Source organism: Desulforhopalus sp. (assembly GCA_030247675.1).
Classification (GTDB): Bacteria; Desulfobacterota; Desulfobulbia; order Desulfobulbales; family Desulfocapsaceae; genus Desulforhopalus_A.
On the sequence record JAOTRX010000002.1, the window covers coordinates 41,374 to 56,257 of the forward strand.

A 14,884-nucleotide genomic window follows, 5' to 3' on the forward strand; every position below is an offset into this window, starting at 1 on the left:
AACAACCTTTAACGGAAAGGCAAATCGATTAGGCTGGAGCCGTGAGTCGCCGAGAGCGAGGGCATTTTCCTCCTTTATGCAATTAGTCCGGCAGCCGCAGTATCCGTTTGGCATTGGCCGTGGTGTATCGGGCGACGACCTCCGGCCCTTCGCCCCTCAGAGCGGCCAGTGCGGCAACCACCTCGGGGAGGTGTTCCGGCAGGTTGTCTTCGTCGCGGTGGCCGGCAAGGGGTATGTCGGGGGCATCGGTCTCGACCACGAGAACCTCAGGCGGCAGTTCGGTGGCGGTTTTTCTGATCCGTCTGGCGCGGTCATAAGTGATGGTACCGCAGATGGCGATGAGAAAGCCGAGCTGGATGAACTGGTCTGCCTGTTGCTTGCTGCCGTTGAAGGCATGGACAATGCCGCCATGGCGGAAGGCCTTTCTTCTGAGCGTTGCCAGGACCTGGTCGTGGGCCTTGCGGACATGGAGGAGAACCGGCAGACCTGCGCTGGCGGCAATCTGCAGCTGCCGCTCAAAGAGCTGCTGCTGGACGTTTCGATCAAGACCCGGGACATGGTAGTCAAGGCCTATCTCGCCGATTGCCACAAGGCCACCCCCGGCCACCAACCCCTCAAGCTCCTGCAGATGCTCGGGGCGATGGTGGGCAAGGTACATGGGATGCAGGCCGGGAGCGGCGAGGAGGCCATCATCCTGACTGGCTAGGTGCATGATTCGTTGCCACCCCGCCCGGTCAACCCCCGGCATGACCATTTTCCCCACGCCCACCCCTTTGGCATTGGAGACTAAATGCTCGAAACGGCTTGAAAACTGGCAGATGTCGATATGACAATGGGTGTCGATGAGTTCCATGCTGAGGCCTTTTTGCACCTGGGTACTGCTCTTTTTGAAATCGTCGATAATTTGTCCAATAAACCGCTGAGCTTCTCTTGCCATGCGACCGCTTATCGTGTCGGTACCTTATAGAAATCCCGTTCAACCACCTCTTCAATAACGAGATCAGGGGTGAAGCGAGAAAGGATCTCCTCCATATTTTGCTGGTCGTAGGGTTTCCACAGGTAGATCGATTCCTTGAAGTTCTCTGAAAGGAAAGGTTCGAGGGCATTCATAAAGGAATCGCGGAAGATGACCGCCCGCATCTGCTTTGTCTGACATCTCTTGGAAAAATGATACTGACCCTTGCTGGTGTCAATGTTGGTCAGGCCGAATTGGGATACGGGAAAGGGCCACCTGCACAGGTGGACGTCGTCGACCACCGGATAGGTTTCAGAGATCTCGAGGTCGCTCCGCGCCATCAGGGCCAGGTCGCAGCCTATCGTCTCCGAGCAGCGTTCGGTCCTGTCCTGGCCGAAGTGAAAATCGTGGCGAAACTCCTTGTTGGGGAATTTTTCCTGCAGGGAACCGATTATAGCCAGATAGGCAACAAAGGCCCCCCGATGATTCCAGTGGGTGTCGGCTTTATGAAACAACTGATGCTGCGACTTGGCGGAGAGCATTGGCGTATGCAGGTCCACCACAAACTCCAGGGGTTGGCTCTGCAGTCGCTGGCGGAGCTGTTGAAAACGGCTGGCGCCATTCAGTTGTGACAGGGAACCCGGCATGAATTCCGGATAGATCGACTGCTTGTTGGGTGCGATTACCAGCAGGTATTGAATGCCCCTTGCCTTCAACCACTGGTGCTTTTTTTGGGCTGCGTGTATCCATGCGGTCAATTTTTCCTCACCGAGGACGGCTTTCCCCTGGTAGTCCTGCAATTGGTCTTCGGCGATAAAATAGAGCCATCCTTCCTGGCCCTGCAAAACCGTTTTGTCAACCCCGGAGATGCCGAACCGATGCCGTATCTCTTTGTAATAGCGGTTGATAAAAAAATCCCTAAACCCGAAATTATCGCTGAGGAAACTCTCCAGATTGTGGATAAAGGCCGGCAGGTCGGCAATCGAGCTTGGCAGGGGAGGTGGATCGGCAAGCGCTCTTTTTTCAGCATCCGACCAGCGTGGTTCCGGGAGAAAGAGCATTTTCAGGCCGGGGATAAAGACCACGGCAAGAAAGAGTAGGATGATCCCTTTCTGGTGCCAGCTGTGGGTAATGGCTGTTGCCTTCATCTGCTAGAACCGGAAATAGATGAAAGGATTGTAGGCACCCGCCGCCAAACTGATGATGGTCAGATAGGAAAGGACGCCGAGGGTGCCGAGATGGACGGCAGAAAATCCGTGCTGCAGCCAGGTACGGCCCGCCATCTGAGGAGCTTTTGCCAGTCGGGTCATATATCCCCGCAACCAGGGAAAGACCGGCAAGGCGAAGAGGATGGCACAGCCGAGCTCGAAGGTCGATTTGTTGTTAAGGATCATACCAAGGCTCAGGCCGCCTGCGGTTGCAGTCAATCCAGACATGGTTGCCAGGTAGCCGGTGGCGGCGGTCAGGGTCTCCGAGCGAAAGAGAACCCAGCCGATCATGACCAGGAACATGGTAAGGATGTGGCGGAGTGGCAGCCATAAACCCGACTGCACCTTGCCATACCAGCCCCTTTCGAGGACCAGGAACAGGCCGTGATACAGGCCCCAGGCGATAAAAGTCCAGCTGGCGCCATGCCACAGGCCGCAGAGGAAAAACACCAGGACAAGGTTGATGTGAGTCCGCATCGGTGATTTTCGGTTTCCTCCCAGTGGGATATAAATATAGTCGCGGAGCCAGGTGGACAGGCTGATGTGCCAGCGTCTCCAGAATTCTCGTATTGAGGCCGAGAGGTAGGGATAATTGAAATTCTCGGGGAAGGTGAAGCCGAAGAGCTTGCCGAGGCCAATCGCCATATCGGAATAGCCGGAGAAATCAAAATATATCTGCAGGCTATAGCAGAGTGCTCCGAGCCAGGCGAGGCCCGTAGTAAGGTCGGCAGCCGGCAGGGCAAAGACCTGATCGGCAATAGCCGCCATGGGGTTGGCGAGCAATACCTTCTTGGCAAGGCCGTAGAAGAACCGCTCCGCTCCTGCTGCAAAATCACTGGTGGTCACCCGCCTGTTGGTGAGTTCTAAGGCTATCTGGTTATAGCGGACGATCGGTCCGGCGATCAGTTGCGGGAAGAGGGCAATATAGAGGCTCAGCGAGATGATGTTGTTCTGGGGTGGCACCTCACGCCGGTAGACATCGACGATGTAGCTTATCGCCTGGAAGGTGAAAAAGGAGATGCCGACCGGCAGATGAACCGGTGTAAGGTCAACCGTCGGCAGGTGTACATGGGTCAGCAGAAGGTTGACGTTGTCGGTGAGGAAATGCGCGTACTTGAAATACCCGAGAAGACAGAGATTGCCGGTGATGCCCAGCGCTAAAAGCATTTTCGACGGTTTTGTGGCGTTTCCGAGGAAGATCAGCCTGCCGCAGAGGTAGTTGAGGCCGATGGAGGCAAGCATGACCAGGAGGTATAGCCCTTCGCCCCAGCTGTAGAAAAGCAGGCTGGTTACCAGCAGAATGCCATTGCGCATCCTGGCGCCGGCAAAGGGATATACCAGGAGAACCAGCGGCAGAAAGAAGAAGAGAAAGGTAATTGATGAAAAAACCATAACCAGCAGGGTATTTGCCCGGCAGAATAAACCGATGATGCCGGACGGCGTATTCGTTAAGATGTCAGGGGTTTTTCGGAGGTCCGTGAAAGCGCCTGCCCTAGCAGGGCACTTGATCGAATGACTACTACCTTCTCAAAAATGTTTCCGCAATATTTTTTCTCTTGCATCCAGCTGCCAATACTGGATCATTCTGCATATGGTTTCTCCAAACCAACGGCTATGTTACAAGCGGATTACTAAAAAGTGGCGATCTTGAACAGGACCTTTGTCCTCTAGGCGAAGGCAGCAATAAACAAGGAGCAAAGGGAATGACCCAGAGTTTTCTCGAAGGCAATGAGGCGATAGCCCGGGGGGCAATGGCGGCCGGCTGCCGTTTCTTTGCCGGCTATCCGATCACCCCGGCGACATCGATCTACCAACAGATGTTGCAATTGTTGCCGCCGGCTGGAGGTGTGTGCATGCAGGGCGAGGACGAGATCGCCTCCATCGGTTTCTGCCTGGGTGCTTCGATGGCCGGGGCAAAGGCCATGACCGCCACCTCGGGTCCGGGAATCAGCCTGTACAGCGAGCAGATTTCCTTTGCCATCGGCGGTGAGATTCCCCTGGTGATCGTCGATGTTCAGCGGCTCGGGCCGTCGACCGGCTCGGCCACCAAGGGGGCGGACGGAGACATTCAATTTCTCCGTTGGGGTAACAGCGGCGGGATGCCGGTCATCGTCCTTGCTCCGGTTGATGTTCGGGATTGCTTTCTCCTCACTATCGACGCCTTCAACCTCGCTGAACGTTACCGCTGCCCGGTGTTTATCGCCTCGAACAAGGAAATCGGCATGACCCGCGAGAACGTCGATCTGGACAGTCTTCCTGTGCCAAACCTCGAAGAGCGACTGACGTGTCCGGAAGGATTTCCGGGTGGCCCCTTTACGCCCCTGTCCGGCCGGAATGTCCCCTCTTTTTTCCCGGTAGGTGGAGAGAAGTTGTCGCGGCAGACCTCATCGACCCATGGTGAGGATGGTTATATCACCACCGACCCGGCAGCCATTGAGGCCGGGATCTTGCGGATGGAGGCAAAGTTGCTTGGCGCGATCAGCGATTTTAGCTACCATGAATACGATGGCACAGCCGACGATTCCATCCTCCTGGTGGTCTACGGAGTGACCGCCAGGGCTGCGAAAAGGGCGGTAGGGGAGCTGCGGCGCTTGGGATATAAGGTCGCCCTGTTGATCCTCAAAACCCTCTATCCGGTGCCGGAAGCCTGTATCCGCAGACATCTGCAAGGTAAAAGCAGGGTCGTCGTCATCGAGATGAATCTTGGCCAGTATGTCCGCGAGATCGAACGGCTGGCCGGTGGTCTGCCGGTGAGCTTTTATGGCCGGATGAATGGCGAACTGATACGCCCTGAAGATATAGTTGAAAAGGTGATGTCATGACCAGTTTACTTAACCGGCAGCGGCCTCCGGCCTTTTGTCCGGGCTGCGGCCATGAAGCGGTGGTTCGCGCCCTTGACCAGGCCCTGCAGAAGCAGGGCCTCACCGGCCAGGAAGTGGCAATTGTCAGTGATATCGGCTGTTCCGGGCTCTTTGACACCTTTTTTAATACCCACGCCATGCATGGTTTGCACGGTCGCGCCTTAACCTATGCAACCGGCATTAAAATGACCAGGCCCGAGCTGCGGGTTATCGTCGTCATGGGCGATGGCGGGCTGGGAATCGGCGGCGCCCACGTCCTCAGCAGTTGTCGGCGAAACCTCGATATCACTCTGCTTATACTCAATAATTTTAACTATGGCATGACCGGCGGCCAGTGTTCCGCCACCACACCGACGGATGGCCGGACCGCCTCGGGCTTTCTCGGTGAGCTGGAGGCACCTCTTGATATCTGCCGAGTGGCTGTGGCCGCAGGCGCCCCCTATGTGCAGCGAACCCTCGCCACCGGCAAGACCCTGGCGGACGAGCTGGTACAGGCGATGCGCTATCCCGGGTTTTCCCTGGTAGATATCTGGGGCCTGTGCCCAGGGCGCTATACCAAGAAAAATCGACTCACCCTGGCGCAGATGGCAGATGATATCAAGGCCAGCGGGGTGGTGCCGGGGCCGGTTGCCGCCAATGAGCGAGAAGAATATGCTGCCCATTATCGCCGCCTGGCGGGCAGCGCCCCCGCCGCTTCGCCACCTTTGTCCGTTGCGGTGGTGGGTGAGGCACCCATTGGCAAGCGTTGCGGGGTGCTGCTCCTTGGGGCGGCAGGGCAGTACATCAATACCCTCGGGGAAATCCTTTGCCTTGCCGGGATGAGCGGCGGCCTGCATGTCAGCCAGAAAAACGATTATCCGATCACCGTGCTGCGCGGCCATTCCATTGCCGAGGTGGTGCTGGATCACCAACCGATTGATTATACGGGCATTGGTATTCCGGCTGTTGTCGTCTGCGTCGCCGCCGAGGGTGTGGCGAGGAGAAAAGAGATCTTCGGCGCGCTTCCGGAAGACGCCTTGGTCGTCAAAGACAGTGCCCTTCCCTTGCCGGACACCCGGGCAAGGGTCGTCAGTGTCGACTTTGCCGGTTTGGGTATCGGGGCGTCGGAGCGGGGCCAGGCGGCTCTTGCCGTGGTTGCCCGAGAGGGACTTCTTACCCGGGAGATGCTTATCGCCGGGTTATCGCTTCGGTATCACGGTAAAATGCTCGACAAGGCCATGGCCGTGGTGGGGTTGATCTATAAACGGTGATTTAAGATCATACCCCAAGGGCATGAGTTTCGTTTGCGCAGACAAGCTGCTCAACTCAGCTTTATACCGCAAGGGCATGAGTTTCGTTTGAGCAAGCAAGTTGCTCAACTCAGCTTTATCCCCAGAGTTCGGTGAGGGTATACGGTGAACCCGGTGTGGTAAAAAACGAGCCTGCGACATACCGGTAGCCCGCCTCCAAGGTGTTTATTGTTTCTATATCGGTGGCATTAAGAACCAGATCTGCCGCCGCAAGGTTCTCCTGCAGGCGTCCGGGATTCACCGATTTCGGGATGACCACCGTCCCCCTTGCCAGGGCCCAGGCGAGAAGAACCTGGCCGGGGGTAAAACCGTGTCTGCCGGCAATTTCCATGATCAGCGGGTGGCTGAGCAGGGAGGGCTCGTCGGCCTGTTTCATCGCCGCCGGCCGATCGCCCGAGCCAAGGGGCGAATAGCCGGTAAGAAGGGTATTATTGGCGCGGCAGTATTCGAGCATCGCCACCTGCTGCAGATAGGGATGCAGCTCAATCTGGTTCATCAGTGGCTGGATTCTTGCCTGCTCCTTCAGGGCCTGCAGCCGGCCAAGATGGAAATTGCACACCCCGATGAACCGGCATAATCCCTTGTCGACCAAGGCCTCCATGGCCTGCCAGGTCTCACTCAGCGGGATGGCTTCCGGGGCGAGGAATTCCTCGGGTTTCCGTGGGAAAAGGACGTTCGGCTGAAAATGTACGGGCCAATGGATGAGGAAGAGATCGAGATACTCCAGCCGCAGATCCTTGAGGGTCTTTTCCAGGGCCGGGCGAACGTGTTTTTTGGCATGGGCATTGTTCCACAGCTTGGAGGTGATCCACAGCTCTTCACGCTTTACCTGGCCCGACACCAGGACGCCATGCAGCGCCTCGCCAACCTCTTGCTCATTCATATAGATTGGGGCACAGTCAATATGCCGGTAGCCGATCTCGATTGCCTTGGCGACCGCCGCCCCGACCTCTCCTTTATTTGATTTCCAGGTTCCAAGACCAAGGGCTGGGATGGTGTGTTCTGCTGTAACAGGTAGATATTTCATGACTTCTCCAGGGTTGAAGGTGAAGAGACAGTGCGTGGTGTTGGCGAGATGCTTACCATTTTTTTCCAGAAAATTGCGTTTATTCCTTCCAGGCAGAATACGGATGGCGCACCAGATTGGCGTTGTAATATCTGCTGTCGCCGGTGACCTCCCGGCCAATCCATGGTGGTTTCGCAAACTCCTGGCCGACATCGGTTAGCTCAATTTCGGCCAGCAATAGGCCGTCGTTTTCTCCTTTAAATTCATCGACTTCCCAGATGAATCCGGCAAAGGGGATGCGGTGGCGGATCTTTTCGATGAGGGGTTTCAGGCACAAGCGGTCGAGTATCTCCCGGGCGTCACCGACGGGGATATCGTATTCGTACTCGGGGCGCGCCCCGTGGTCGTTTGGTCCCTTGATGGTTAAAATCCCCCGGTCGCCGACGATTCTCACCCGCACTGTCCGGCCCTTTTCCGAGTTGAGGTAGCCCTGGCAATAGGCCTTACCGGCGGCAAGGCCCCGCCAATCATCGGAGGCGAGCAAGAATTTTTTTTCAATCTCTGTTCCCATATTGTCGGTCTCCTGGTGATACGGCGGGATATCGGTGAGCCAACTCAATGGCGGAAAAATTGAGGGTGGCGTGAATGGTCAGAAGGGGAAAAAGCAGGGCGATGGCAAAAATGTTCACCAGCGGGATCATGCTGATAAAGGCCGGCAGCAGGCCGATACGCAAGGCCTTGCCGTTGTGGGTGCGCAGCCAGTCCAGTTTTTCGCCGAGCGACCAGCGTCTGCGGGACGCCGGGTAATCGATAAACATCAGGGTCGAATAAAAAGAATACAAAAGCACCACCGCCACTTGGCCGACGCCGGGGATGAAGTTCAGCATGAGGGCGGCAATGGTCACAACAATTCCAAACACGGCAATTTTAATGCCCTCAAGGATATCCCGGATAATCCCGGCCACGGAAAATTCGGCACCGGTATCGAAGGCCTCTCCGGCATGGAGCTTCTCGGCTGCGGCGGAGAGCATGGCATAACCAGGCGTCGTCAGGGTGTAGGCGAGCAGAAAGGAGAGGTAGAAGGCGACAATCCGTGAGACGATGAGCAGCAGCCACGTCCCAACCAGCCATCCCTTATGTTTGACCCAGCCCCAGACCGTATCGGTGGCCGGAGCGGTGGCGGTAAAGCTGCCGGTTAGTCCGTCGATAAAATCGATGGACAGTTGATAGCCCAGCCAGGTGAGGAGGATGGTGACAAAAATCAGAACCAGACTCCAGCCAAAGAGTTGTTTGCGGCTGACCATCAGCAGCAGCGAGCGGCTGAGGGGGATCCAGTCGGGGGCTAAGCCCCTCGTGACATTCGGTTGCTTTTGCATTGTATTTGCTGGTATAACAAGGAAGTCTATCGACCGTTGCCGGCATTTTCCAGGCGTTGCAAGGAGATAATGCCGATGAATTATCGCCGGGCAGTCGGGCACCAGGCGATATCGTTCCACGACTTTGCAAAGTATAGAGCGTTTTTGCAGGGTGTAAAGATCCCCCGAAGCTTTCCCCTTCGGTCAAGCGGAAAATTTATGAACACTATGAGCAAAAAACCTCCCCGGCCGGTGTACCTCTGCCAGCAGTGCGGCTACCAAAGCGGCAAGTGGCTGGGGCGCTGTCCGGGGTGTGGCGAATGGGAAAGCCTGGTTGAGGAGATTATCGATACCCGGCAACCGGTCGCGTCCGGCTATATTCCGCCCGTGCCCCTTGCCCTGGCGCCGGATGGCGATGAAGAACGGATCGGCACCGGCATCGAGGAGCTGGACCGGGTCCTCGGTGGCGGGATCGTTCCCGGTTCAGTGGTGCTCATCGGCGGCGAGCCGGGGATCGGTAAATCCACCCTGCTCCTCCATCTCCTTGCCGCCATTGCCGGGCAAAATAAGAAAGTCCTCTACGTTTCCGGCGAGGAGTCGGCACGGCAAATCAAGATGCGCGCCAGGCGCCTCGATGCCATTCGCCCTGACGAGTTTCTCGCCACCGAAAATGAGGTGGCCCAGATCATCGCCATGACCTGTGCGATGCGGCCAAGCCTCCTGGCGGTTGACTCGATTCAGACCTTGGTGTGCGGGGAACTCGCCTCCTCCCCTGGCTCGGTCAGCCAGGTCCGGGAATCGGCCTACCGCTTGCTCGGCATGGCCAAGAAAGAGAACATCCCGGTTATTCTGGTCGGCCATGTCACCAAGGACGGAGCCATTGCCGGGCCGAAGGTGCTGGAGCATATGGTTGATACCGTATTGTACTTCGAGGGCGATCGCAGCCATGCCTTTCGCATCCTGCGCACGGTGAAAAACCGTTTTGGTTCGACCAACGAGATCGGTGTCTTTGAGATGAAGGAAGAGGGCCTGGTGCAGGTCAGCAATCCGTCGGAGATCTTTCTCGCCGAGCGGCCCCTCAATGAGCCCGGATCGGTGGTACTGCCAAGCGTTGAGGGTACCCGGCCGATCCTCGTCGAGGTACAGGCCCTGGTCAGTCCGACCAACCTCGGGACGGCCCGGCGGACGGCGATCGGCGCTGACCAGCAGCGGCTTTCCCTGCTCTGCGCGGTGCTTGAGAAAAAGGGTGGCCTGGATCTCTATGGCCATGATATCTTCTTAAACATCGCCGGGGGGATGCGAATCGACGAACCGGCCCTTGACCTCGGGGTAATAAGTGCCCTCGCCTCAAGTCTTTTGGAAAAACCGATATCTTCAAGCACTGTGGTCTGTGGCGAGGTCGGCCTTGCCGGCGAGGTCCGGGCCATAGGCCACGTCGATGTGCGGATTCGCGAGGCCCAGCGCCTCGGATTTACCCGTTTCGTTCTGCCGGCCGGCAACAAGGAGCGTTTGACCTGGAAGCCGGAGATCGAGCTTATCGGGGTTGCCAATCTTCACGAGGTCTTGCAGGGTATATTTTCGAAATAGTTAAAAATTCTCATAAAATTAAGGGGAAAACCATGTCTCATGCTGCCCATGATGATCACCATAAGGAAGATAATTCCGTAAATGTTAAGATTGCCCTGTTTTTTATTATGGTACTTGCCGCCATCACCTTTATCGGCCTTATCAACTAATGCTGTTTGCAAGGGTGTAGCGATTGTATGGCGCAAGAACGGGTTGAAAACAGGCTGCATTTGGGACATGGCACGGTAGAAACCGGACTGGAAAGGGAGGTCGTCATCCTGATGACCGACATGGTCCAGTATTCCCGGAAATCTCTCGGGATGGTTCCCGAGGAGATCCGGGATTTCCTTATCACCTACCACGGCGAAATTTATGATCTTCTCCACCAAGAAGAGAATTATCCCATAGAGATCGAACCCTCTGCCGGGGATGGTTGCCTGGTGATTTTTGAAAAACGGCCGGGCGAGGACCGCTCCGGGATATGCACCAGGGCCTTGCAGGCGGTATTGCGGATGGCCGAGGCGGTGGCCCAGGGCAGCCTGGCCCCCACCCGCATGGGGGTACTGCTCGGCCGGATCATCGAGGCCCGGCTTGGGTCACGAATGGCCAAATTCGGGGCAAGTTTTGCCGTGGCCAACCGGCTTGAGGAGCTGTGCGGCTATTTCGGCACCCATTTTCTGGTGGACCGGGAGGTTGCCCGGTATCAAAGAGGCTTTGATCAGTCACTGGTGAATATTGCCAAGGTGAGCCTTGCCAGCGTCGAACACCCCATGAACGTATTCACCCTGTACAAACCGGGCATCCACAATTGCCCTCCGGATATCGATGCGGCACGGCTGCAGGAGTTCATCCGCTTAAAAAACCAGGCGATGGATTATTTTACCGGCAACCAGCTGCTGGATATCGTCCCGGATTTTCCGCGGGTGCGGGAAGAGCTCCTCAAGGCCCAGAAACTTTTCCGGTCGCTTACCACCAAAGAAGACCCTGGAATTAACCGAATTCTTGAGTATATTCGCGAGACGCCGTTGCCTGCAGCTGATTTTCCGGTAACCGGCATAAAGCTCATGGAGAAAAAACGGGATTCCCTGGGGGAGAGGCTCTTCCACTTTTCAAAACAGCTGCTGCAGGCAATGAATCCGGACTTTTACCACGCCCTGGTGGTCAACACCGAGTGGGAGAAATACTTCAAGCTCGAATGGCGGAAAAAGGGTGAAACCATAATCCTTATCAACAGTGTGCCGGACGGTATTTACTATTTAGACAGCGGTACCGCAGAGACCATCAATGAGCAGGGTGAGTTGCTGTCGACTATCGAGGCGGGCACCATATTCGGTGAGATGGCCTATTTCGGCGGGGAGCTGAAGCGTACGGCGACGGTTGTCGCCAAGACCGATGTCGTGCTGCGGAAGATTTCCACCGAAGACTTTCACAAACTGCCGGTGATTATCCAAATTGTCGAGCGTATCGCCATGGCGCGTCGCGAGAAGTTTGGTGGCAGAAAGGGAGTCCCGGAGAAAAAGACCGCATTTCCTCCACTCGCTGGAGATTGAAGAAAATGCGGTCTTTGTAGTCGGCCTATTTGGTGACGAGCACCACATAGGTTGAGAAATCACCAAAGCGGACACGCAGGAGTATCTTGCCGGATTTTCCGGCACCCGCCGTCGCTTTCTTCAAGTCTTCGAGATTTTTGACCTTTACCTTATCCACCTCTTCCACCAGATATCCCGGTTTAAGACCGGCGACATCCGCCGCACTGCCTGGTTGGACGTTGCTGACGATAAGCCCGCTGGCGGTTTTGTAATCAAATTTCTCTGCGAGCTCGGGGGTCAGTTCCTGCAAGGTCAGGCCGTATTTATCAAGGGTTTCCTGAGTCTTCGCCGTTTTGCCGGTGGTGCTGAAACTGGTCGGCTGTTCGCCGATCGTCACCTGGATCTTCTTCTCCCGGCCGTCGCGGATGATCTCCAGAGTCGCCTTGTTTCCCGGTTCAATGAGGGCGACACGGTTGCGCAGATCGGACACATCGGTCAGGGTAGTATCGTTTAGTTTCATAATGATGTCATCCCGTTGCAGGCCTGCGGCGCTTGCCGGAGAGTCTTTCTGCACCTCGCTGACCAGGATACCGCCAGCCTGTTTCAGGCCAAAGGATTCCGCCAGATTCTTGTCGACATTCTGAATGACAACCCCCAGCCAACCCCTGGTAACCTTGCCTTTTTTCTGCAGCTGATCCTCGATCGACTTGGCCATATTGATGGGAATGGCAAAGCCGATACCCATATAGCCGCCGGTCCGGGAAAAGAGGGCGGTATTAATGCCTACTGCCTCACCGTGGGCATTGATCAACGGTCCGCCGCTGTTGCCGGGATTAATGGCGGCATCGGTCTGGATGAAGTTCTCATACTCGTTGATGCCGACACTTGAGCGCCCGGTGGCGCTGACTACCCCGACGGTGACCGTCTGGCTGAGGCCAAAGGGATTACCGATGGCGATGACCCATTCGCCCGTCTCCAAGGTGCTTGAATCACCGAGTGGCAGAACGGGCAGGTTGGCCGGATCATCAATTTTCAGGAGGGCAACGTCGGTCTGCGGATCGGTGCCGACAATCTTGGCGACAAACTCGCGGTTATCGGAAAGAATGACCTTGATGACGTCGGCGCCTTCAACCACGTGGTTGTTAGTGAGGATATGTCCCTTCTCGCTGATTATAAAGCCCGAGCCCTGGCCGCGCTGTTTGAATTCCTGCTGGGGCTGTCGTTGTTGTTGGCGGAATTGCGGGCCGAAAAATTGTTCGAAAAACGGATGGTTGAAGATCTCCTCTTGGTCCTGATCGCGGAAATAATTGCCTTTCGAGGTCTTTTCCACCTTGATGTGCACTACCGCCGGCTTGGCCTTCTTCACCACATTGACAAAGGCCTTGGACGATTTATCAAGGATGGCGGTGTCGCCATTGTCATCGGTCCTGGCCAGGCTCTCTCCGGCTGCAAAGGTCAGGCAGAGAAGCAGGAGGGTGAGCAAGCCGCGAACTGAAAGTTGGGCTTTGTTGATGGTCATTGCAATTCTCCTTATGAGGGCATTCTGGGCTGCGTGGAGGACGACCCGCCGTGGGTTGCTCCACCGTAAGCCAATTAGTCTGTTTCTCCGAAGAACTGTAAGTGAAAACCATGGGGCGTCAAGAAAGATTACCGAAATGTAATCTTGCAAAAAAATGGCGGCACCCCAGTATGCAGGGGATGCCGCCATGTGAAAGGAAAAAGATGGAGCTCAGCTTCTGATCATGTCGGCGATCTGAAAGGCGACTTCCAGGCTCTGCTCGGCGTTCAGTCGGGGGTCGCAGGAGGTCAGGTAGTTGGCGGAGAGTTGGTCATCGACAATGTTATGGGCGCCGCCGGTACACTCGGTGACGTTATTGCCGGTCATCTCGAAATGCACACCGCCGGGAACGGTGCCTTCCGACCAGTGGGTCTCAAAAAAGCAGGTGATTTCCGAGAGGATGTCATTGAAATTGCGGGTTTTATGGCCGGAGGTGGCGGTGTAGGTGTTGGCGTGCATCGGATCGCAACTCCAGACGATATTGAAACCCTCTTTTTTCATTTCCCGGAGGAGTGGTGGCAGGACCTTATCGATTTTTTTCATGCCAAAACGGGTAATGAGGGTGAGGCGGCCTGCCTCGTTGTCGGGGTTAAGGATCTGCACCAGCCGTTTGATGTCATCAAGATCGTAGCTGGGACCGATTTTTACCCCGAGTGGGTTGTGGACGCCGCGGAGAAACTCGACATGGGCGCCGTCCACCTGGCGGGTTCTCTCGCCGATCCATAACATGTGGGCGGAGCAGTCGTAGTAATCGCCGGTAATGGAATCAACCCGGGTAAGCGCCTCTTCGTACTGGAGGAGCAGGGCCTCGTGCGAGGTGAAGAGCTGGGTTTGATTGATCTGTGGGGTGTCAGCGGAGATTCCGATGGTCTCCATGAATTTGATGGCCTGGCTGATCTGTTTGGCCATGCGGTCGTAGGATCTGCCCATCGGCGACTGGGCGACGAACTCCTGGTTCCAGGCCTGGACCCGCTGCAACGAGCCGAAACCGCCACGGGTAAAGGCCCGCAGGAGGTTGAGGGTCGAGGCGGCCATGTTGTAGCCTTTGAGCATGTATTTCGGGTTGGGTATCCGCGCTTCCGGGGTGAATTCCGCTTTATTGACCATATCACCACGGTAGGACGGCAGTTCCAGACCATCAATGGTCTCGGTATCGGCGGAGCGGGGCTTGGCGAATTGTCCGGCAATCCGGCCCATCTTGATGACTGGTTTGCCGCCGGCATAGGTGAGGACTACGGCCATCTGCAGGAGAATCTTTAAGGTCTCGCGAATGTTTGGCGCGGTGACCTGGGAAAAATTTTCGGAGCAATCGCCGCCCTGCAGGAGGAAGGCCTCGCCTCGCGAGGCCTGGGCTAAGAGTTGCTTAAGGGAGCGGATTTCCCCGGCAAAAACCAATGGTGGCAGGGTCGACAGGTCGGCGAGTACCCTCTCCACGGCCTGGGGATCCGGCCAATTTGGTTGTTGCAGTGCCTTGAAATTTTTCCAGCTCGATTTGGTCCAGTTTTTTTGCGTAGTCGGCATGGTAATTACCTTAAATTTAAGAAAGTATTCTGATTG

At 56.2% G+C, this 14,884-nt stretch carries 12 protein-coding genes; 4 read left to right on the plus strand and 8 right to left on the minus strand.

Annotation, left to right across the window (positions count from 1 at the left end):
* Positions 1 to 82: 82 nt before the first annotated feature.
* From OEL83_00205 to OEL83_00215, 3 genes are read right to left on the minus strand one after another with little or no spacing between them, the layout of a single operon-like run.
* Positions 83 to 937 carry a TatD family hydrolase gene (locus OEL83_00205; protein ID MDK9705441.1) on the minus strand — a complete coding sequence of 285 codons (855 nt, stop codon included), beginning with the start codon at positions 935 to 937 and terminating at the stop codon, positions 83 to 85.
* 8 nt (positions 938 to 945) lie between these two features.
* Entirely contained in the window at positions 946 to 2,103 is a 1,158-nt protein-coding gene (locus OEL83_00210) for a hypothetical protein (GenBank protein MDK9705442.1), read from the minus strand.
* A gap of 3 nt (positions 2,104 to 2,106) precedes the next feature.
* A complete protein-coding gene (locus tag OEL83_00215; protein ID MDK9705443.1) occupies positions 2,107 to 3,555 on the minus strand; it encodes an MBOAT family protein in 1,449 nt (482 codons plus the stop codon).
* A 311-nt stretch (positions 3,556 to 3,866) separates the two neighbouring features.
* Here OEL83_00215 and OEL83_00220 point away from each other — a divergent pair, with 311 nt between their 5' ends.
* The gene (locus OEL83_00220; protein MDK9705444.1) at positions 3,867 to 4,985 is read left to right on the plus strand and encodes a pyruvate flavodoxin/ferredoxin oxidoreductase; all 1,119 of its coding nucleotides are present in this window, start codon (positions 3,867 to 3,869) and stop codon (positions 4,983 to 4,985) included.
* The gene (locus tag OEL83_00225) at positions 4,982 to 6,274 is read left to right on the plus strand and encodes a thiamine pyrophosphate-dependent enzyme (GenBank protein MDK9705445.1); all 1,293 of its coding nucleotides are present in this window, start codon (positions 4,982 to 4,984) and stop codon (positions 6,272 to 6,274) included. Before OEL83_00220 ends, OEL83_00225 begins: the two co-directional genes overlap by 4 nt.
* Before the next feature lie 115 nt (positions 6,275 to 6,389).
* Here the strand turns inward: OEL83_00225 and OEL83_00230 are convergent, their stop codons facing one another.
* From OEL83_00230 to OEL83_00240, 3 genes are all read right to left on the minus strand, one after another.
* A complete protein-coding gene (locus OEL83_00230) occupies positions 6,390 to 7,340 on the minus strand; it encodes an aldo/keto reductase (GenBank protein ID MDK9705446.1) in 951 nt (316 codons plus the stop codon).
* 79 nt (positions 7,341 to 7,419) lie between these two features.
* Entirely contained in the window at positions 7,420 to 7,890 is a 471-nt protein-coding gene (locus OEL83_00235) for a CYTH domain-containing protein (GenBank protein MDK9705447.1), read from the minus strand.
* The gene (locus tag OEL83_00240) at positions 7,874 to 8,695 is read right to left on the minus strand and encodes an EI24 domain-containing protein (GenBank protein ID MDK9705448.1); all 822 of its coding nucleotides are present in this window, start codon (positions 8,693 to 8,695) and stop codon (positions 7,874 to 7,876) included. Before OEL83_00240 ends, OEL83_00235 begins: the two co-directional genes overlap by 17 nt.
* A gap of 207 nt (positions 8,696 to 8,902) precedes the next feature.
* Here OEL83_00240 and radA point away from each other — a divergent pair, with 207 nt between their 5' ends.
* Together radA and OEL83_00250 are read left to right on the plus strand one after the other, a co-directional pair.
* Positions 8,903 to 10,261: a DNA repair protein RadA gene (gene radA / locus OEL83_00245; GenBank protein ID MDK9705449.1), complete on the plus strand. Its 1,359-nt coding sequence runs from the start codon at positions 8,903 to 8,905 to the stop codon at positions 10,259 to 10,261.
* Positions 10,262 to 10,437: 176 nt separating this feature from the next.
* Positions 10,438 to 11,790 carry a cyclic nucleotide-binding domain-containing protein gene (locus OEL83_00250; GenBank protein MDK9705450.1) on the plus strand — a complete coding sequence of 451 codons (1,353 nt, stop codon included), beginning with the start codon at positions 10,438 to 10,440 and terminating at the stop codon, positions 11,788 to 11,790.
* A 25-nt stretch (positions 11,791 to 11,815) separates the two neighbouring features.
* Here OEL83_00250 and OEL83_00255 read toward each other — a convergent pair whose 3' ends face one another.
* Positions 11,816 to 13,288, minus strand: a complete 1,473-nt coding sequence (locus OEL83_00255) for a DegQ family serine endoprotease (protein ID MDK9705451.1) — start codon at positions 13,286 to 13,288, stop codon at positions 11,816 to 11,818.
* Between the two features lie 210 nt (positions 13,289 to 13,498).
* Entirely contained in the window at positions 13,499 to 14,848 is a 1,350-nt protein-coding gene (locus OEL83_00260) for a 3-deoxy-7-phosphoheptulonate synthase class II (GenBank protein MDK9705452.1), read from the minus strand.
* Between the last annotated feature and the right edge of the window lie 36 nt (positions 14,849 to 14,884).

What these genes read in the sequence shown, in the direction of transcription:
- OEL83_00205 (MDK9705441.1), bottom strand. Translation starts at nt 937, where the DNA reads ATGGCAAGAGAAGCTCAGCGGTTTATTGGACAAATTATCGACGATTTC.
- OEL83_00210 (MDK9705442.1), bottom strand. Translation starts at nt 2,103, where the DNA reads ATGAAGGCAACAGCCATTACCCACAGCTGGCACCAGAAAGGGATCATC.
- OEL83_00215 (MDK9705443.1), bottom strand. Translation starts at nt 3,555, where the DNA reads ATGGTTTTTTCATCAATTACCTTTCTCTTCTTCTTTCTGCCGCTGGTT.
- OEL83_00220 (MDK9705444.1), top strand. Translation starts at nt 3,867, where the DNA reads ATGACCCAGAGTTTTCTCGAAGGCAATGAGGCGATAGCCCGGGGGGCA.
- OEL83_00225 (MDK9705445.1), top strand. Translation starts at nt 4,982, where the DNA reads ATGACCAGTTTACTTAACCGGCAGCGGCCTCCGGCCTTTTGTCCGGGC.
- OEL83_00230 (MDK9705446.1), bottom strand. Translation starts at nt 7,340, where the DNA reads ATGAAATATCTACCTGTTACAGCAGAACACACCATCCCAGCCCTTGGT.
- OEL83_00235 (MDK9705447.1), bottom strand. Translation starts at nt 7,890, where the DNA reads ATGGGAACAGAGATTGAAAAAAAATTCTTGCTCGCCTCCGATGATTGG.
- OEL83_00240 (MDK9705448.1), bottom strand. Translation starts at nt 8,695, where the DNA reads ATGCAAAAGCAACCGAATGTCACGAGGGGCTTAGCCCCCGACTGGATC.
- radA (MDK9705449.1), top strand. Translation starts at nt 8,903, where the DNA reads ATGAGCAAAAAACCTCCCCGGCCGGTGTACCTCTGCCAGCAGTGCGGC.
- OEL83_00250 (MDK9705450.1), top strand. Translation starts at nt 10,438, where the DNA reads ATGGCGCAAGAACGGGTTGAAAACAGGCTGCATTTGGGACATGGCACG.
- OEL83_00255 (MDK9705451.1), bottom strand. Translation starts at nt 13,288, where the DNA reads ATGACCATCAACAAAGCCCAACTTTCAGTTCGCGGCTTGCTCACCCTC.
- OEL83_00260 (MDK9705452.1), bottom strand. Translation starts at nt 14,848, where the DNA reads ATGCCGACTACGCAAAAAAACTGGACCAAATCGAGCTGGAAAAATTTC.